Source organism: Legionella donaldsonii (assembly GCF_900452385.1).
GTDB lineage: Bacteria > Pseudomonadota > Gammaproteobacteria > Legionellales > Legionellaceae > Tatlockia > Tatlockia donaldsonii.
On sequence record NZ_UGOA01000001.1, the window covers coordinates 1802159 to 1822346 of the forward strand.

Below are 20188 nucleotides of genomic sequence, written 5' to 3' on the forward strand. Positions count from 1 at the left end.
AAGCCGCCTATCTAATTTAAATTTTTACTTCCGAACCGATCGATGGTGGTGCTTGCATTACGCCCAAAGAAATGATGAATTTTAACGCCTCATCAACGGTCATTGATAACTCAATCGCATCTCGTTTGGGTATCATCATCAAAAACCCTGATGTAGGATTCGGTGTTGTTGGTACAAATAGAGAAAGCATTTCTTCTCCAGTATGAGCACAAAGCTCTGGACTGGTTTTACCCGTTAGGAAAGCAAGACTCCAGAGATCTTTGCGAGGATATTCAATTAACAACACTTTACGAAAAGCCTGACTATTGGTAGCAAAAACTGCCTGAATTACTTGTTTTGCTGCATTGTATATGGAGCGTACCAATGGAATTCTGGCAAGCAATGCTTCGCCAAAAATCACTAACCGTTGCCCCAAAATGTTGGTTGCGATAATACCCGTCACTAACAACAAAGCCAGCGATAAAACAACACCTAAACCTGGTAGGTGGACTCCTAAAAGCTGCTCTGGCTGGTACGCTTTTGGTAAAAGGGCCATCGTGTTATCAAGGATATCAATGATAAAACGCAATACCACAAAGGTGACTAAGATCGGTAACCATACTACCAAACCTGTTAACAGATAACTGCGAAGATATTTAGATTTCAATCTTTATCACCTTTTGTACTGGTTGTTGATGATTTAGAGTCAGTCGTCTTTTTTTCTTCAGACGCCGGTTTAGCTGTATTATCAGAAACCACGGTGTCTTTCTTGTTTTCTTGCTTGCCTTTATTTTTAAAATCCGTTGCATACCAACCAGTTCCTTTTAACTGAAAACCGGCAGCAGAAACCAGGCGCACAGCCGTATTTTCCAAACAACGCGGACACTGCTTCGCAGGAGCATCGCTTATTTTTTGCATCAGATCGAACTGGTGATGACAACTTGTACACTCATATTCATAAATTGGCATCAACAAATCTCCACAGATGATCGGTCAGTTATATTATTTTTTCAAAAACAGTAATTATAGCTAACAAGCTGATTATGAACAATGCATGGAATGACTAAAATCAAGGCATTTTCCCAATTCGATTCATTAGGGCCCATTAATAGCCTTAATTTTTCTCTCACAGTAAGTCAATTAGGAAGAATTCATCTACAACTAAACAAACAGTTGTGACAATTTAATAGTTTCAGTTAATTTTCCCTGATACGGGATAGTTGCCAAAAGTGGCATTTCCATTTTTAAGGATAATGTGGCGATGTTTTCGGTTAAAGCCAACATCTCTTTATCCAGACAATTCGCAACCCATCCTACACAAGCTGTGCGATTATTTTTTAATACACTCGCCGTCAACAAAGCATGGTTTAAACAACCAAGACGCATGCCAACTACCAAGATTACAGGCATTTGTGTCAGGTTTAGGAAATCCAGCCAAGTTTCTTTATCGTTTAGTGGTACTAGTAATCCCCCTGCTCCTTCAACCAACAAATAGTCATGATTAGCAAATTGCCTGCTCAAGCAGAAATCGGCGATTTCATGTGCTGTTAAAGAACTACCGGCTGCCTTCGCAGCAAGATGTGGAGATATTGGCTCGGGAAACTGCCAACCATTAATTGAGTAATCCTGATTCCTATTATGTTTTTGCAAACTTAAGACATCATCATTCAGCAACTGTCCATTGCTTAGAAAACATCCGCTAGCTACTGGTTTTAAGGCCAAACCTTTTTTCTGTTGTTCATTTAAATAATCTAATAATTGGCAGGTAACGTAGGTTTTACCGCAATTCGTGTCCGTGCCCGTAATAAAGAAGGTCTTCATTGTAAAATACGCTCCAAAATAGCAATAAATTCATCTGGATGTGACAAAAAAGGCATATGCGCCGCTTTATCAAACATCACATAATCAAAAGCAGGATACAGTTTCTGCATAGTCGCCATTGTCATTCGAGGTGTAATTGCATCAAGCCGTCCAAACATAAAACCAGTTGGCTTGGTAAACGTATAGAGTGATTGCCGTAAATCCCAATCAGCCAACACCTGCAATCCAGCCTCTAAACCAGATAGGGAAGGACTTGGTGGAAAGCTGTAGTTATAGGACTGATCTTTGAGCTGCAGAGCAATAAACTCAGAAATAGTCCTTGTTGGTTGAGAAGCTAATTTTTGGAAAAAATTATCAAAAATTGCCTGCTCAACGCCGGGCCAATTCTTTTCTTTGATAAAGCGTGGTGAGGAAGCAATATTTAACAAATAAGATACGCGCTCAGGTTCTTCAAGCGCCAAACGGGTAGCAAATAGACCTCCCATTGACCAGCCAGCTAAAGCAAAATGCTCGGGTAGTTGTGGTAATAACTGCTTTTTGAATACTTCCCAACTCATCACTGAACTTTGACCAAATCCAGGTAAATCAACAAGATAAAGGCAATAGCGAGCACTTAGAAGACGGGCAAGCGGCAACCATACTCGATGATCAAAGCCCCATCCATGAAAAAAAACCAAGGGACGACCTTTCCCTATAATGTTAATATGTAGATTCATAAAGACGTTGTAATTGAGAAAATAAGTAATCGATATGGACTGGCTCATGATGATAATTCAAAATAACTCTTAAACCAGTGTCTTTTTTACTCACGGTAGGCGCACGCATAGCTTGGCAAAAAATTCCTTTTTCATGTAAGAAATGTGCATAAACCAAGGCCTGATGAGGGCAACCCAACTGTAATTGCTGAATAGCGGTTTGCGAATGTCGCCATCTTAGTGACGAACTCTTAATAGCTTGCTGAAAATAATCAATCAAATACAACAATTTTTGTCGTCGCTCATCCGCCTCTCTAACAATGCTCAGTGTTTCCAACAAACCATAGGCGATTGCTGGACTAACGGCTGTTGAATAGAGATGAGAGCGAGCTGACTGTAACAAGGCATCTATCCATTCTCCCTGTCCTACAACCATCGCACCTTGGGAAGCAAACGCTTTACCAAAGGGTATTATTCTTAAAGGCACTTCTTTCTGGGTTAGTCCATGTTGGGCTACAGCTCCCAACCCTTGTGGGCCAAGCACACCAAAAGCATGGGCTTCATCCACAATAAGCTCTGCCTTATGCCTGGCGCATAAGCGCGCGAGTTCAGCAAGACAAGCGGTTTGCCCACTCATGCTAAATACACTTTCAGTGATTACAACTGGATTAGAAGTCATCGCTTGTAATTTAATTGCCAAATTATCCAAATCATTATGTAAAAATCGATTGTATTGGGCTTTGGCAAGTTTCAAACCATCGTAAAATGAAGCATGTGCTGCCCTATCAATAAGGAGCTCCCCTTCAAAACGAGCAAGCAAAGAGATGACGCCCAAATTCGCTGTGTAGCCTGAACTAAACAAGAGCGCATCATCAACCTCTAATGCCAAAGCAAAAGCCTTTTCTAGTTCGCGGTGAACCGGATGATAGCCACAAACAACCATGGAGCCACCACTACCGGATGGATAGTTAGCGAAACCTCTTTGAAACGCTTTCTTCACTCGTTCATCTGCAGTTAATGAAAGATAGTCATTCGAGCTGAAATTAATAACGTCCCTATCATCAAAGCAGGCAGGCAGTGTTCGTTTACGATGTAAACCCTGCTGTTGCAACTGCTTTGAATAAAGGATAAGAGATTGACTAATCATGCTTCAGTAAAGGCGTTGAGCCCTAATTTCTCAAATAAAAATTTATCTTTATCGCGTTGCGGATTGTCTTCAGTTAATAATTTATTACCTATAAACACTGAATTAGCACCTGCAAAATAACATAAAGCTTGCAGCTCATCGCTCATTTCAGTGCGCCCGGCAGTAAGACGAATAGCACTCTTTGGCATGAGTAATCGCGCTGTAGCAATAGTCCTTACCAATTCAATTCCCTCTACCTGTTTGGATTTCGCTAAAGGCGTTCCTTCGACTGGAATCAAGCGATTAATTGGAACGCTTTCAGGTGGAGTTTCCATATTGGCCAAAGTCAGCAAAAACTCGATGCGGTCTTCACGGCTCTCCCCTAATCCTAAAATACCGCCACAGCAAACATTAATACCAGCCTTACGCACATTTTCTATGGTATCCAGTCGATCACTAAATTGACGCGTTGTGGTTACCTTGCCATAGTAGGAAGGCGAGGTATCGATATTATGATTGTAATAATCCAATCCCGCCTCTTTTAGAGCACAAGCCTGTTCACGATCAAGCATGCCTAAGGTCATACAGGTTTCTAAACCCATTGCCTTGACTCCCTCAATCATGGCTTTTAATTCGGGCATCGCCTTGTCAGGAGGACAACGCCATGCAGCACCCATACAAAAGCGCTTAGCTCCACTTGCCTTGGCTTCTTCTGCTTTAGCGAGTACCTGCTCTATTGACATTAATTTTTCTTTTTCCACATGCGTTTTATAATGGCCACTTTGTGAACAATAACCACAATCCTCTGGACAAGCACCTGTCTTGATACTTAGTAATTTCGCCAATTGCAGAGAATTAGCCGGATGATTGCTCTTATGAACGCCATGTGCGGCATAAATAAGATCGTTAAATGGTTGTTCATAAATACTGGCCACCTCATCAAATGTCCAACGTGAATTATTATTACTCACACTTCACCCCTTTTTTTTATCGTGGTGAACATGATAAAGTCACACAATTTCTTGTCAACCAAAAAATAGAAAGATGGTTAACCACACTCTAATTGAAAAAGATTTAAAACATATTTGGCATCCTTGTACCCAAATGAAGGATCTACAGCAAACTCCACCGCTGGTCGTTAACCATGCAAAAGGAAGTTATCTTTACACTGATCAAGGGCCAATAATTGATGCTTTATCCAGTTGGTGGTGTAAATCCTTAGGCCACGGCCATCCAGCTATTATTGCTGCGATTAAAGAGCAATTGGACCGATTCGAACATGTGATCAGCGCTAACACGACTCATCCATTGCTAGTCGAACTAGGGGAAAAACTGGCTGCTATGAGCCAAAAGCAGCATGTCTTTTTCGCGAGCGATGGTTCAAGCGCCGTCGAAATTGCTATGAAGCTGGCTCTACATGCCAACCAGTTAAAAGGATCGCCTCGTAACGAATTTATCGCACTACAAAATAGTTATCATGGTGAAACTTTAGGGACATTAAGTGTCAGCGATTTAGGGATCTACAAAAAGCCTTACATAGGCTATGGCGTCAAATGTCATTTTCTCCAAGCGATTCCCTATGTTTCTAATAGTAATGAATTTTTATGGCATAACGCTGATTTTCATTGGCCACAAATAAAACTTGCACTTGAAAAAATTAAGAACAAAGCTTGTGCTCTTATTGTTGAACCAATTATTCAGGGTGCAGGCGGCATGCGTTGCTACAGTGCGGATTTCTTAAAAAAACTAGCAACTTGGGCTAAAGAAAATGATATTTATTTAATTGCTGATGAAATCATGACAGGGCTTGGTCGAACAGGGCAATGGCTAGCTTGCCATCATGCGGACATTCAGCCCGATTTAATCTGCTTATCCAAAGGCTTAACTGCTGGAACCATGCCTTTAAGCTGCGTTCTTATCGACAAGCCCATTTACGATTTGTTTTATGATGATTATGAGAAAGGTAAATCGTTCCTTCATTCTCATACCTATAGCGGTCACGCTCTAGCAGTTAGTGCAGCACTGGCAACTATCAAAGTCATTGAAACAGAAAACATGAATGAACGGGCACAAAAACTTGGACGCTTCATGCAACAACAATTTCAAGAACTGGCAGCAATTACTGGCAAGTTAAACCACATTCGATCAGTAGGAGCTATGGTCGCAGCTGATTTGCCTGTCAGAAAAAATAAACGGGTTGGTTATCAGCTATATCAAGAAGCACTCAAGCGCGGAGCACTGCTTAGACCCTTGGGAAACACCTTATATTGGCTACCGCCATTAAATACTGATCAGCAAACCATTGAGAATTTAGCTGAAATCACCTTAAACTCAATTAGGGCTGTCTATGATTAAAGGCAAATGAACGCCAAACACTACGCTAACTATATCAACGCTCAGCGCTTGCTAAATTTTGCCTGGGTGTTTTTGGCTATCCTGTTAATTATTGTTTCCATTTACTATCAACGGCAACAATATCATCTACAAAAACAACAGCAACTACAGCTTATTGCCAATGAGGTAGCACTTCGATTTGATAACTTTCTTGATAAAGCACTCGACTCAGCTTATACCCTACCCTTTGGCCATCCTTTTGAAAACTGTGAGCAGGATATCTTACCTGTACTGCGTAATATTATTTTTAATAATCCTGCTATTTCCGGTGCAGTCATCAGTGATCAAGAAAATAAAATTATTTGCTCAACCTTAGAAGATAACTATTTACTCCCAGCTCCTTCATCCCAAAACCCGGCTATTTTCGGTCCTATCCCTCTAGGGCTCGGACAGCAACCTGCTTTTTTAGTACAACAACGAATGGGGAAGTATTATTTTGGCATTTACATTATAAAAAATGTTATTGAAGATTTGCTTCGCTCGGTTTTCCCCCAAATTGGATATATTGGCTTATACAATGAAAGAGAGAAAAAAATCGTTTTTCATATTGGTAACGATACCTCCACGAATCCACGACATAATTTTGCTAAAACACCTTTACAGGATTTAGATAACTACTCAATTATTATTACCGTCAATCAGCTGCAATTTAATAAGGATTTTTTCCTTCACCAATCAGTTCTTGGTGTAATTCTCCTGCTTGTTTTAATTCTATTGTACTTAAAATTCCGCATGCTTTTGAATAAACGTTTTTCTTTAAACTATGCTTTAAGCAATGCCATTAAACACAAACATTTCAACCCTGTCTATCAGCCAATCATGGATAATGCAAAAAATAGATTTTGCGGAGCGGAAGTTTTACTGCGTTGGCATACGAACACCAGTGAAATTTTGCCAGATGTATTTATTGATGAAGCAGAAAAATCGGGTTTAATTGTTCCAATTACACTACAGTTGATTGAAAAAAGCTTTCAGCAATGCCATCAATTTCTAAAAAAGCATTCTTATTTCCATTTAGCTTTCAATCTGTCAGCGAGCCACTTTCAGAAAGAGGAATTTTTTACTCAATTTTATCATCTGAGCGATAAATATCAGATCCCTGCCCAGCAGATATTGATTGAACTAACCGAACGAGAATTACTCGATCAAAATGATTCTCGCCTTGTAACTAGAATGAATGAATTGCGGGCTAGAGGCCATTCACTGGCAATTGATGATTTTGGCACGGGGCATGCCAGTATTAAATATCTACAACATTTTCCTTTTAATTATCTTAAAATTGACAAACTATTTGTACATTCTATTGGCACAGGAGCCGTTACTGAAACATTGAGTCAAGCCATTATACAAATGGCTAATGTTTTGAAACTTACAATTATCGCTGAAGGAGTGGAAACTATTGAGCAATTTAACTTTCTGCGCCATTATCAAATTAATCTCATGCAAGGTTGGTATTTTGCAAAAGCAATGCCCCATGAACAGTTATTTCAACTTATTGAAGAAGGTGCCATAGCATGAACAAGCACACAATTCTTGGTTTAGCTTTAGGTTCTCTTTTTTCACCCTTCCTTATGGCCGATGATCTCAATTATTGGCAGTGTACAGCCCATGACGCCCAAAACAAACAATGGACTGTTAGCAATTCGTATCAATTAACAGCCATCAATAAAGCCTTCGATGCCTGCAAAAAAGCAAGTCAAATACCTGGCAGTTGTAAAAGCTCAAGGGAAGACTGTGATTTTTTCTTACACGGCGTATCGACTCGACCTATGTGGCAATGCCCTGCACTAGACGCTGAAGCTAAAGTTTGGAGATCCAATATTTATATGCATGCAGACGATGCTGCTCTGGCCGCAAAGGCCTATTGCCATTCTAAAAGTGATCTGCCTGATACTTGCTACACTTACCTGTTCATGTGTAGAAATTTAAATTCAAGAGATCGCTAACTATGTATTGTGTTGGGTTAACAGGCAATATCGCCAGTGGAAAATCAACCGTTGCCTCTTTTTTTAAAAAACGTGGCCTCAAAGTGATTAGCGCCGATGAAATTGCAAGAAAACTAACTACCCCTGGCCAAACTGCATTAAGTAAAATTGCAAATCATTTTGGCAATAGCGTGATTAATAATACAGGGGAACTCGACCGTACTGCATTAAGGGAAATTATCTTTACTGATCCTAAACAGCGCTTATGGCTGGAAACATTATTACATCCCCTGATTCGGCAGGAGATCTCGAACGAAATTAGGACAACCAATAGCCCTTACTGTGTAATTGAAATTCCATTACTAAAAAATCGTAAGGATTATCCTTATCTAAATCGTATATTACTTGTCCTTGCTGAACGTGAACAACAGATCGAACGAGTAATGCGTAGAGATAAGAGTCCTCGCAAACAGGCGTTGCAAATCCTGGCAACCCAGGCCAACGACTTAAATCGACAAGGAATTGCCGATGATATTGTTGTAAATGATAATAGCTTAACGGAACTAGAAAAAAAAATTGAAAATTTGCATTATCAGTATTTACAATTTGCTCGCCAAAAGCCATTATGAGTCAAAACTTACTTATTATTCATGAGCTTTGCGCTGAGGTATGTTTTTTTCCCTTTTTATAGTATTATAATTTTATGCTAAACTGCACAAAAATCGGCTAAGGACAGCAATTTCATATGCCTCAAGGTACAATTACTTTTCAATTAGCCACTCATTATCTGCCTAAAATTGCCTTACGGCTTGAATGTTTGTATCAAACCATTGATCAGGCTTGTGAAGAAACCCACCCTGTTATCCATCACTATGCACTGAAAAATGTGATAGAAATCATTAAACTGATTGAAAAACCCGAGCTCAAAAGTAGGTTCTTAAAGGAATTGATGCGGATAGAACACATCTTAAATAAATCCAATACCAGCCTTTCTAAAGAATTATGTGCCAGTCTTCATACCCAAATACAAGTGTTGACCCATGTGGTGGGTCGTTTCGGGGAAAATATTCATAATAATCCTTTTTTACAATCAATAAGGCTTACCTTACCTACGCAGACTAATGATTACGAAGGTTATTCACCACAACTTTTATTATGGTTAGAGTCTAATCCAGCCCTACGACAGAGAGATCTCGTTGTCTGGTTGAACAGCCTTCGCACCCTGCACGCTACTGTCGATCTCTATTTATCTTTATTGCGTGACTCTGCTCAATTTGACAAAATTGATATGTTCAATGGTTTTTATCAGCGACAGTTGCCATCGCGGACTTCCTGCCATCTCATCCTGCTCAGAATTGATAAATCCTTTGGAATTGCGCCTCGAATGCAACTTGGCCATCATGGTTTTACCCTGCGCCTATGTGAAATCAGTACGATGCGTGAAGTTCGCGAAACAGAAGCCAGACTTGATTTGGCGATTTGCCAGTTATAAAAAGTCTTTTTATTCGTAATTCAAGCAAATGCGCAACGCCCCAGCCCCCTGACTCTTTCAAAATGTTCTAATTTTTTCTGATTCTTAATAGTTGCTTAATGTTGATCAGCTATATTAACAATTATTAAATATGAACATCAGATAATCACATTGATTCGGTAATGCCAGCAGGAAGCATAGAAATTTACCAAGAATACGGGGTTTTTATGAATAAAGAAGCACTTCAGGCGTTAGTTAATAAAATGGTAGCGGCAATAGAGAACTTAGAAGCGCAGTGCTCGGGCCCCACATTGAAAGATTTGGATAAGAAAGTACTTCATATTACAGAGTTACGTCGAATAAAAGCTGATTTGACTAGCAAATTAGAATTAATTGCGACATTCCCTGATGATAATCCCAATGATAGCTCCAAAATAGCTGAGACCTACTCTAAGTGCGAAGCACAAATAGGAAGTTACCGTGCGATAATAAATAGTAAAATTTCGTATCTCAATGCGGTTAGTAAAGCTGGAGCTGATCAAGCAGCCTTATACGTCGCTTTTAAAAATGCAGTCGTAGCAGAAGTAACTAGTGATCCCTATCCTTTATTCTTTACTATTCCTGAAAGCTACCTGTCAGATACACAGCTTTCGCTAACTTTAGCACAAATAGGAGCTTCGCCCTCTTCTCTTCAACATCTTGTTGAACAACAAGCAAAAATGATTAGAGAAAGCCGAAAACCTTCTTTTGAAGCAGCTTTCGCTCTTGTTGAAATGTCTCTTGATCAGTTGAGAGCAAATAAAGAAGAAGCAGAGAGACGGTATAATCTAATTAAACCTGAAGCCATAGCCTATGTACAAGCAAAAAAGAAGAAGGACGGCTTGTGGGACGAAATTGGGCGCTTATGTGGGACCGTAATTTCTGACTATCATGTTGATTTACAAGCGGATATTAAAGACGATGCGAGCCAGATACGAGCTCTAGTAAAAAAAGCAGCTCCAATAGCTATTAAAAGATACCTCACGGAAGGTAATAAAAATCTGGTAGATAAATACCAAACGGCAACACGTGAATGCGAAAACGATGTTCGTGCCTTAGAAGACACCATTGAACAACTTAAAGCTGAAATCGAGCTATTGAAGCAAAAAAGAGAAACTAAATTAGTCCAATTAAACGCTGCTATTGCTGATTTGAAGCAGGTTTTTGAAGAAAACTATGATATACAAAGTAAAAAATTAGCACTCTATGGCTTAGACCTAAGTATTATTTCACCCATAGCAAAGCAATTTAATGACAAATTAAATCAAACGAACACTGACGCGCTCGACCCAGTTGAATTCCTTGAGAAAAAACTGGCTGCACTAAAAGGGATTGCTCCTAAATTAACTGAAGCAATGGTCGCAGAACAGGAATTCATAGCGGAAGGAATCGTTGCAAAAATTGAAGAAGTATCCTCTGAGATTACATCACTTCGCAAGCAACTTATAGAACGTATTAGAGGCAGGGGATTAGTTTTTACGGAAGAAGAAACCGCTCTTCTTAAAACAGTAGACTCTTATCTTATTGGACAAAGCCACGAGAAAACAACCTCTCCTGATGTACTTGAAGGAAAATTCAAAGAGGCTATTAAAAAACGAGACCTTTTTAAAAATGTTGCTTTACCAGAAATAGACAAAGCAATAGCACGTAGTCGACAAGCAAGAGTTGCATCTTTGGAGCAAGAGTTGCAATTATTATCTGAGACTTTCAAACCTTATTACGAAAGTATCCGTAGCAAATTAGTGGATTATGGTTTGTGGGATGAAGAGGGCGATATTCATTATTATGCAGTCCAATTCGAAGAAAAATCTGCCGAAAAACCTGGTCGTGATGTAGATCCAATTCTTTTTTACCAAGAGCAGTTGGCTGAATTAAAAGAAATTAACGAGCAGCTGACTGGAGCTGTACGTGGGCAAAATGAGAGGCTTGCTACAGCAATGGTGCAAGCAATAAGCAAGATTGCAAAAGGAATCACTGCAAAACGCGATGAGCTTCTCCAGCAGATGGAAGGCCAGAATTTTAAATTTGATATTGAGGAAAGCAAAGCCATTGCACTCATGGATAACGCTTTGATTACAGAAGCTTATGCACAAGCAACTTCGCCTGAATATCTCGATCCCGTATTACAAAGAGCAAAAGAGAAAAAAGCTAAATTTGTAGAAATTTCATCGACTGTAGAAAAAGCAATAGAACGTTGCACAGTAATCAAAATCGCAGAGTTGAAAGAGAGTATTGCAAATCAAAAGCAAGTATTTAAAGACGTCTTTAACAAAGTGCACGCTGATTTGGGTACTTATGGATTAGATCACACCGCCGTTTCGGAAATCAATGAAGAATTTGATAGTGAATTCAATGCAATCAATGAAGATGAAATCGATCCAATTGAGTTTCATAACAGTAAATTGCAGGCCTTGAAAGCAATTGCAACAAGATTAGATAGCGTGGTAGTTCAAGCCGAAAATGATATCGTTGTTGACTTAAAGCATAGGATCGATTCATTAGTGGATAAAATTGAGACAGGGCATGGAGAAGCTCTTGCAGGGAAACTTAAACCAGAATACCAATTTGATGAAACTGAGCAAGCACTTGTCGATGAATTTAAAATCCCCTTGCCGAGAACTTATCGAGAATGGACCGATCGAGCACAGCTAGAAGAGCATATGCAAGCCCTTAAAATTCAAAAGGATGGCTTGGCTGATAAGTCCGAAAAAATAAAAGAGATGGTCGCTATTCATGACGGTGTTGCCTTCGGACATTATGACGGCTTTTTTATTGAAATGAATATGGCTGATAAAGCTAAGGCAACAGCGATGCTTACTATGCTGGGCAGGTATCTAGCCGTAAAAAATGAAAAACTGCAAGACTGTATTACGTCGATCGGTTTTGAATATATTTTTAAACAACCTGCAATCGAAGCAATTGAAGACCTGGCACAAGACAACCCAGAATACTCAGGTATGCTAGAGCAATTACAGTTTATTAAAATATTGTCCGCTAAAAAGATTGATGCTGTAAATTATCTAACCTCAAGCTCGACAGTCGGGGTAGTTAATTTACTGCATGAAAAAGGCTTAGATCAATTTATAACGAAAGAACTGCTAGATAACGCTGAGTTAATTAAGGCCTTAGGCCTGATTAATAAATATAGTTCCGTTGAAATTAACGAAGCTCTCATGACACAGGGAATCCTTAACAAAATGGCAGCGGTTATCAATAAAATTGATACCTTTGTTGATGATTACGATTGTAAACCAGCAGTCAGAGAACAATTAGGGCAATTCCGTAAAGCAGCAATCCCTGCTTTATTAACAGATAAGTCCTGTGAGGCTAAAAAGAAGGAACTCTGTACTTTAGCGCACGAACATTTTGAACATCAACACTTCGGTCGCCGTGTTCTTGCAGATGTGTTACAATTTGTTACCCTTGCCTTCATACCTCTTATGCTGTATCGCGGATACAAAGGTAAATCTCTGTTGTTCAGCCAAGCAGAGACAAATCGGGAAAGCGTACTAAAACGGGATATTTTACCTGCGTTGACGGATGATAAGAGTAACGAGGCACCCCAAGGTGGTGAAGAACTACCAAAGGTAGAACCCCAACAATAAAAAACGTCTGTCGGGAGAACCCTCCTTGCAACATAACAAAAAGGGCGCAGCCTATGCTGCGCTGTCTGGTCTTTTTTTTGGCCTTATAGGCTACTTTGGCGTTAGTGTTATTAATGCTGATATTTCAGTCTCTAATATGCTATTTTGGCGCTTTCTTGTTTCCGGCCTTTTTATTGCTATTCTATTAATTCCCAGCATGAAAACCTCCCTGTCTACCACCAGTATCTGGGAGCTTTTCAAGGTAACCTCTGCCGGTGCCTTATTTTACGGTGCCTGTTCTATCTTTTATTTTATCGCGGCTAAATACATTGGTAGCGGCTTGTCGATGGTTATCTTTTTTACCTATCCGGCTATCGTTATGCTGATCAATTTTTTATTCTACAAACAGAAAATCAGCAAAATTTATTATCTGGCAATCACGATCATCTTCATTGGATTGGTCTTTCTCACGCATGGAGAGGGAATAAAATTTGATGTGACGGGAATTGGTTTAAGCTTATTATCGGCGCTTCTCTATGCCCTTTATTTGATAGCCAGTAAAAGCAGTCCCGTACCCTCTCTGTTAGCTACCTTAATGGTCTCGATTGGTTGCATGGTAGCCTGTTTAATAGCAGCTTTAATGGATAATACCTTCAAAGTCCCTCTCGGTATAAACGTCTGGTTTAATATTTGTGGCATTGGGATTATTTGTACCGCTTTACCCATCGTTTTGCTATTACAAGGGTTAAAATATATTAGCTCCGTACAAGCATCGATTCTATCTGTCCTGGAACCAGTCTTTGTCGTTATATTTGGTATTTTACTTTTGAATGAAACAATCAATTTTATTCAAACGCTGGGTGTATTGATCTTATTGTCAGGTGCCTTACTTGCTTTACTGAGTGAACGGCAAAAAAAATGAGTTATCATAAAGGTTACAATAATTTTTCTGGCTGCCTAGATTCCTTTTTTATCAATTCAATAATCTGGATATTTGCTTCAGGAAACTGATAGTTATCCAAGTCATCAATGCTAACCCAGCGCAGATCAAGTTGAGATTCACGACAGCTGGGTTTTCCTTCATAACCAGTGATGATAAACACCAGCAAATTAACTACTTGGGCATTGTAGTAATGAGTTACCTCAGTCAAAAAACGATAATCAAGAATATCAATACCGACTTCTTCTTTGATTTCCCTAATCAGAGCCTGCTCAGGTAACTCATTCGCTTCTAACTTCCCACCAGGAAATTCCCACATGCCGCCATGAGCAGCATGCACGGGTCTACGAGTAATTAATACCCGCTGTTCCTGATCAAAAATGATGGCAACGGCTACCTTCACGCCAAGCTTCCATGACAACTTTTAAATTTTTTGCCAGAACCACAAGGACAAGGATCATTGCGCCCTATTTTTCTCTCAACTCGTCTAAAGGTAGTATCACTATTTTGCTCTCTGGCTTCAGCTTGCTCCTCTTCATGCAGAAACTGCATTTTACGAATCTGCTCTGCTCGACGTTGTTCTTCAACCGCATTCACATCTTCTTCTGTTTGTACTTCAACCGAAGAGAGTAAACGAACAATATCGTATTTCAAATTATCAAGCATCATGGTAAACAAAGAGAATGCTTCCCGTTTATACTCTTGTTTGGGATCTTTCTGAGCATAACCCCGCAAATGAATACCCTGACGTAAATGATCCATTGCTGCTAAATGTTCACGCCAATGGGTATCCATCGTCTGTAAAATGACCGACTTCTCAAACTGAGACAGTACGTCCCTGCTCGCTATTTTCTCTTTTTCCTGATATTGTTCAAGGCAAAGCTGGAATATTTTTTCTCTAATCTGTTCAGGCTGAATACTATGATCGTCTTCTATCCATTGCTCAACATCTGCCTTCAGCTTGAAATCTTCCGATAGAGCTTGTGTAAGTCCTTTCAGATCCCATTGATCTTCCAAACTTTGCGGGGGTATAAAATTGTCAACCAAGCCATAGATAACATCTTCCCGCATTGATTCAGCTACCTCGCGTGGATCAGTCATTGCCATAATCGCAGCACGTTGAGTATAGATGACTTTTCTTTGTTCATTGGCGACGTTGTCATAATCAAGCAACTGTTTTCTGACATCAAAATGATGTCCTTCCAATTTACGTTGGGCATTCTCAATCGCTTTAGTCACCAAACTATGTTCGATAGGCTCACCCGGTTTCATACCCAAACGACGCATCATGGCGGCAACACGCTCAGAAGCGAAAATACGCATCAAATTATCATCTAGTGATAGGTAGAAACGACTGCTTCCTTCATCACCTTGTCGCCCAGCACGACCACGCAGCTGATTATCAATCCGACGAGATTCATGGCGTTCCGAGCCAATGATACGTAACCCACCTGCTTTGAGCACTGCTTCATGGCGATTTTTCCAATCAGCCCGGACAGCCTGTCGGTCAGCCTCTGTTGCATCCTCTGGTAAAGCCGCCAGCTCCGCAGAAAGGCTGCCCCCTAATACAATATCCGTACCTCGACCCGCCATGTTAGTAGCGATCGTTACAACACCAGGGCGTCCAGCTTCGGCAATAATCTGCGCCTCTTTTTCGTGGAATTTAGCATTTAATACCTGATGTTTTAAACCCGCTTTTTTTAGCAACTGGCTTAACAATTCCGATGCCTCAATGGATGCCGTACCAACTAACACAGGTTGCTTACGTGCCACACAATCTTTTACGTCTTCAATGATCGCTTGATATTTATCCTGCTGACTTAGATAAATCAGATCGGCTTGATCATGGCGGCGCATGGGCTTATTCGTAGGAATAACCACCACTTCGAGATTATAAATTTGTTGGAATTCATAAGCTTCCGTATCAGCTGTTCCTGTCATCCCAGACAGTTTATTGTATAATCTGAAATAATTCTGGAAGGTTATTGAAGCGAGTGTTTGATTTTCCTGTTGGATAGCGACACCTTCTTTGGCTTCAATAGCTTGATGCAAACCCTCTGACCAACGCCGGCCCGCCATAGTACGTCCAGTATGCTCATCCACAATCACAACTTGATTGTCTTTAACAATATAATCCACATCACGATGAAACATTGCATGGGCTCTAAGTGCCGCATTCACGTGGTGCATAAGAATAATATTACTGGCGTGATACAAGCTTTCGCCTGGATCCAGTAAATTTTCTTTCATTAACAGGTCTTCAATATGCTGATGGCCAAGCTCTGTCAAATGGGCTTGTTTTTGTTTCTCATCAATCGTGTAATCGCCATCGTCTCCCTCTTCCTCTTGCTTTTTTAGCAAGGGGATCAATGTATTCACCTTCATATACAATTCTGAACTACCTTCAGCTGCACCTGAAATAATCAGAGGTGTACGTGCCTCATCAATCAATATAGAATCAACTTCGTCAACAATCGCAAAATTTAATTCACGCTGAACTTTATCTGCCAGGCTAAAGGCCATATTGTCGCGCAGATAATCAAACCCAAATTCATTGTTAGTACCATAAACAATATCTGCTCCATAGGCAGCTTGCTTGGCATCATGTGGCATGTCAGGATAAATAACCCCCACCGTTAAGCCTAAAAACTCAAAAATAGGCTGCATCCATTGACTATCACGCTTGGCAAGGTAATCGTTAACTGTAACAACATGCACGCCGTGCCCACTAATCGCATTCAAATAAGCAGGGAGTGTAGCAACCAGTGTCTTACCTTCCCCAGTACGCATTTCTGCAATATTGCCCTCATGCAGCACCATACCGCCGATTAATTGCACATCAAAATGTCTTAATCCCAAAGTACGTACTGATACCTCACGTACCACGGCAAACGCTTCTGCTAACAACTCATCCAGTGTTTCGCCCTCAGCTAAACGGGCTTTAAATTGGGCTGTTTTAGCGGCTAATTCCTCATCCTTAAGTACCTGCATCTGGGCTTCAAAAGCATTAATAACCTGTACTGTTTTTTCCATGCGTCGCAAAGTACGTTCATTGCGACTACCAAACATTTTTTTCATCAACGTATTCAGCATAGCCCTGATAATCCTCTCGATAATTCCGGCTTTAAAGGCGCTTAATTTACTAGAATTTTGCCCAAAATGCCACGTAAACCATACAATGCCAGCCAAATAGCTCAGCACTGCAAACAAAATGAACGTTTGAATATCCTATTCTTGTTCATTTGGGGGCAATAACAATAAATACAACTTGATTCGCTGAGTTTTTATATCGCAGCCAGAGCTGCGGCCTCTTCCATTTCACTTAGCATAGCGACTGACTCGTCTAATTTATCAATTTGTTTTAGCTGTTGTGCTTGTACTAATTTGTCTTTCCAGGATTTGGCATGCGGCAAACCATAAGCCAAATTAAAAACTGGTTTAAGTAATAGAGTTAAAGGCACACCACGCTCAAATTGTCCACGAATATAGGCAATATATTCATGCCAGATAGCAGAACGTGTTGGTTGGGGTAATTCCGGATAAAGCTGATGATGAATAGCGGCCAATGCATAAGGATTTTGGCAAGCCAAACGCCCTAACATCACCCCATCAACTTGTTGCAAATGGCTTTTAATTTCATTTGTTGTATTAATATTACCGTTGATCACGACAGGTATCGCTGGTATTTCCTTTTTAATTCTATAAACAAAGTCATAATGCAAAGGAGGAATGGTGCGATTTTGCTTGGGATTTAAACCATGCAGCCAGGCTTTGCGAGCATGCACAATCAATTTATCACAACCAGCATCTATCAATCGGTGGGCAAACGCTGCAAAAAAATCATAGCTATCCTGCTGATCTATTCCGATTCGCGTCTTAGCCGTCACCGGAATTGAAACTACTTTTTTCATTGCTGAAAGACAATCAGCTACTTGTTCGGGCTCAGCCATCAAACAGGCACCAAAATGGCCTGCCTGTACTTTGTCACTGGGGCAACCCAAATTTAAATTAACTTCTGCAAAGCCCTTTTCTTCTGCGATTTTTGCGCAACGAACTAAACCATCCTTATTTGCACCACCAAGTTGTAATGCCAAAGGATGTTCCACAGGATCAAAGGCAAGTGCGCGCTCAGGATTATTGGTGACAGCTCCTATGGTTTGCATTTCTGTATACAACAAGGCATGAGGAGCTATAAGACGCATAAAGACCCGAAAATGCGTGTAAGTCCAATCAATCATTGGCGCTATAGCAAGCGGCGAAATTAAGGATTTGCGCAAAACGCCGATTTCGTTGTTAAAATCAAATTTTGCCTCGACATCGGAGTTTTTCGTAAGCCCTGTTGAAAACGGCGGATTAGGTAATGATTGCACTGCAAATTATCGGAGCATTAAACTAAGGCACTATTATACTCTATTTTGCAGAGTCTTTTCACATTTCTGAAAAACATTGATTCCTTGCGCTTCGCAGCCCCTAATATTCAAATTGCCTCTAAGGCATCAATGACTAACTGGAGTTTCGTTCTTCCCTGATAACTATTGATATCCAGCTTATAAGCAGCATGTACTTTTTTAACTCTGTGATTGGGCCATTGATTTAGATCGACATTAAAAGCAATTGCATCAATAGCCTCTCCACCATCAGGATGAACCAAGGCTAACTTTAAATGATTTTTCCCGACTAAACGTTGATCAAGGACTTCAAAAATATTATCAAAGCAAGGTTCAGGAAATTGCTGCCCCCAAGGTCCAGCCTGCTGCAAAAGCAAGGCCATTTGCAAACATAATTCGTCAGGATTCAAAGAACCATCTGTCCAGAGTTCGCCCTCACACTGAGAGATATCAATATGTTTGGCAACTTCAGCAACAAAAGCCTGTTGAAAATCCTCGAACGCGTGAGGATGCATACTTAAACCAGCTGCCATAGCATGTCCACCGAATTTAGTGAGTAACCCAGGCCTATCTTTATCAACAACAGCCAAAACATCACGTATGTTCAAACCCGGTACTGATCTTGCCGAACCTTTCAATTCATTCTCACTCACCGCAGCGAAAGCAATGACTGGTCGGTGATAACGATCTTTTAAGCGCCCTGCCAAAATACCAATAACCCCTTGATGCCAAGACTGATCCACCAAACATAAAGCAAGCGGCAACCGTTGTGTATCAGCCATTTTTTTAGCTAACTTCTCTACTGCTATCATTGCCTGCTCTTTCATTTCAGCTTCAATCACTCGCCGCTCTTGATTCAACTCATCTAATTGTTCTGCCAATAGACGTGCTTTATCAAGATCATGACTCAACAAACACTCAATACCCAATGACATATCATCAAGCCGTCCTGCGGCATTCAATCTTGGCGCAACGACAAAACCCAAATCACTTTCCCGTAAACGGGAACAGTCACGATTGGCAATTTCAATTAAAGCCTTAATACCAGGACGACAAAGGCCTTGACGCATACGAGCCAGACCTTGATTAACCAAAATACGATTGTTTTGATCAAGCGCCACCACATCCGCAACGGTACCCAAAGCAACCAAATCAAGAAATTGTGCCATATTGGGTGCAGTAAGTTCTTGGGCATTAAACCAATCGTGATTAACAAGATGCCGTCTTAAAGCCAACATCAGATAGAAAATAACACCAACACCGGCAATTGATTTACTCTGAAATTGATCCCCTACTTGATTAGGATTTACGATTGCACAAGCCTTAGGCAAAATGTCAGCAGGCAGGTGATGATCGGTAACCAGGACATCAATACCCGCTTGATTGGCTGCATCAACACCATCAATACTGGCAATACCATTATCGACCGTAATTATCAGGTGTGGCTGCCATTTTTTAGCAACCTCCACTATTGCTGGCGTTAAGCCATAGCCAAAATCAAAACGATTAGGAACTAAAAACTCAACCTGAGATGCTCCCATTGCACGTAATGCTGAAACAGCGAGAGTCGTGGATGTTGCACCATCTGCATCAAAATCACCAATAATAAGAATACGTTCTTTCGCCTCCAGGGCCTTAGCAAGACGAATACAAGCTTTATCAATATCTGTTAAGGCATCAAACGGCAGCAGAGCTTGTAAACTTTTGTCTAATTGGGATTCATAGTTTACTCCACGAGAGGCGTAGATACGTTGTAAAACAGGCGGGCAAGAAGGAAAAACGGGTAAAGAGTCGGGTACCTCTCGTTGTTTAATACGCATAACCTA

The 20188-nt window shown here is 40.4% G+C and carries 17 protein-coding genes; 7 read left to right on the plus strand and 10 right to left on the minus strand.

What is annotated here, in order from left to right:
- Positions 1 to 16 precede the first annotated feature (16 nt).
- The 6 genes from DYC89_RS08325 to bioB form a co-directional block, all read right to left on the minus strand.
- On the minus strand, positions 17 to 646 hold the full coding sequence (locus tag DYC89_RS08325; RefSeq protein WP_115221366.1) for a DUF502 domain-containing protein: 630 nt from the start codon (positions 644 to 646) through the stop codon (positions 17 to 19).
- Complete coding sequence (locus DYC89_RS08330; RefSeq protein ID WP_115221367.1) at positions 643 to 948, minus strand: FmdB family zinc ribbon protein; 306 nt, start codon at positions 946 to 948, stop codon at positions 643 to 645. Before DYC89_RS08330 ends, DYC89_RS08325 begins: the two co-directional genes overlap by 4 nt.
- Before the next feature lie 192 nt (positions 949 to 1140).
- On the minus strand, positions 1141 to 1800 hold the full coding sequence (gene bioD / locus DYC89_RS08335; protein ID WP_115221368.1) for a dethiobiotin synthase: 660 nt from the start codon (positions 1798 to 1800) through the stop codon (positions 1141 to 1143).
- Positions 1797 to 2516 (minus strand): alpha/beta fold hydrolase, encoded by a 720-nt coding sequence (locus tag DYC89_RS08340; RefSeq protein ID WP_115221369.1) that lies wholly within the window; start codon positions 2514 to 2516, stop codon positions 1797 to 1799. The genes bioD and DYC89_RS08340 overlap by 4 nt, the downstream gene beginning before the upstream one ends.
- Positions 2500 to 3642, minus strand: coding sequence for an aminotransferase class I/II-fold pyridoxal phosphate-dependent enzyme (locus tag DYC89_RS08345; protein ID WP_115221370.1), 1143 nt, complete (start codon positions 3640 to 3642; stop codon positions 2500 to 2502). The genes DYC89_RS08340 and DYC89_RS08345 overlap by 17 nt, the downstream gene beginning before the upstream one ends.
- Positions 3639 to 4592 (minus strand): biotin synthase BioB, encoded by a 954-nt coding sequence (gene bioB / locus DYC89_RS08350; RefSeq protein WP_115221371.1) that lies wholly within the window; start codon positions 4590 to 4592, stop codon positions 3639 to 3641. The genes DYC89_RS08345 and bioB overlap by 4 nt, the downstream gene beginning before the upstream one ends.
- Positions 4593 to 4665: 73 nt before the next feature.
- Between bioB and bioA the strand changes: the two genes are divergently transcribed.
- The 7 genes from bioA (at position 4666) to DYC89_RS08385 (ending at position 13956) form a co-directional block, all read left to right on the plus strand.
- The gene (bioA, locus tag DYC89_RS08355; protein WP_115221372.1) at positions 4666 to 5976 is read left to right on the plus strand and encodes an adenosylmethionine--8-amino-7-oxononanoate transaminase; all 1311 of its coding nucleotides are present in this window, start codon (positions 4666 to 4668) and stop codon (positions 5974 to 5976) included.
- Positions 5977 to 5982: 6 nt separating this feature from the next.
- Positions 5983 to 7533 (plus strand): EAL domain-containing protein, encoded by a 1551-nt coding sequence (locus tag DYC89_RS08360; protein WP_115221373.1) that lies wholly within the window; start codon positions 5983 to 5985, stop codon positions 7531 to 7533.
- Positions 7530 to 7961: a hypothetical protein gene (locus DYC89_RS08365; protein ID WP_115221374.1), complete on the plus strand. Its 432-nt coding sequence runs from the start codon at positions 7530 to 7532 to the stop codon at positions 7959 to 7961. Before DYC89_RS08360 ends, DYC89_RS08365 begins: the two co-directional genes overlap by 4 nt.
- Positions 7962 to 7963: 2 nt before the next feature.
- Entirely contained in the window at positions 7964 to 8569 is a 606-nt protein-coding gene (gene coaE, locus DYC89_RS08370) for a dephospho-CoA kinase (protein ID WP_115221375.1), read from the plus strand.
- A 116-nt stretch (positions 8570 to 8685) separates the two neighbouring features.
- A complete protein-coding gene (zapD, locus tag DYC89_RS08375) occupies positions 8686 to 9432 on the plus strand; it encodes a cell division protein ZapD (protein WP_115221376.1) in 747 nt (248 codons plus the stop codon).
- Positions 9433 to 9638: 206 nt separating this feature from the next.
- On the plus strand, positions 9639 to 13055 hold the full coding sequence (locus DYC89_RS08380; protein ID WP_147285495.1) for a hypothetical protein: 3417 nt from the start codon (positions 9639 to 9641) through the stop codon (positions 13053 to 13055).
- A gap of 25 nt (positions 13056 to 13080) precedes the next feature.
- Complete coding sequence (locus DYC89_RS08385; RefSeq protein ID WP_115221378.1) at positions 13081 to 13956, plus strand: DMT family transporter; 876 nt, start codon at positions 13081 to 13083, stop codon at positions 13954 to 13956.
- Between the two features lie 13 nt (positions 13957 to 13969).
- Here the strand turns inward: DYC89_RS08385 and mutT are convergent, their stop codons facing one another.
- The 4 genes from mutT to recJ all read right to left on the minus strand — a co-directional run bounded on the left by mutT (position 13970) and on the right by recJ (position 20182).
- Positions 13970 to 14377, minus strand: coding sequence for an 8-oxo-dGTP diphosphatase MutT (gene mutT / locus DYC89_RS08390; RefSeq protein WP_115221379.1), 408 nt, complete (start codon positions 14375 to 14377; stop codon positions 13970 to 13972).
- Positions 14374 to 17067: a preprotein translocase subunit SecA gene (gene secA, locus DYC89_RS08395; protein ID WP_115222702.1), complete on the minus strand. Its 2694-nt coding sequence runs from the start codon at positions 17065 to 17067 to the stop codon at positions 14374 to 14376. Before secA ends, mutT begins: the two co-directional genes overlap by 4 nt.
- 191 nt (positions 17068 to 17258) lie before the next feature.
- Positions 17259 to 18212, minus strand: coding sequence for a tRNA dihydrouridine(20/20a) synthase DusA (dusA, locus tag DYC89_RS08400; protein ID WP_370634566.1), 954 nt, complete (start codon positions 18210 to 18212; stop codon positions 17259 to 17261).
- Between the two features lie 239 nt (positions 18213 to 18451).
- A complete protein-coding gene (recJ, locus tag DYC89_RS08405; RefSeq protein WP_115221380.1) occupies positions 18452 to 20182 on the minus strand; it encodes a single-stranded-DNA-specific exonuclease RecJ in 1731 nt (576 codons plus the stop codon).
- Between the last annotated feature and the right edge of the window lie 6 nt (positions 20183 to 20188).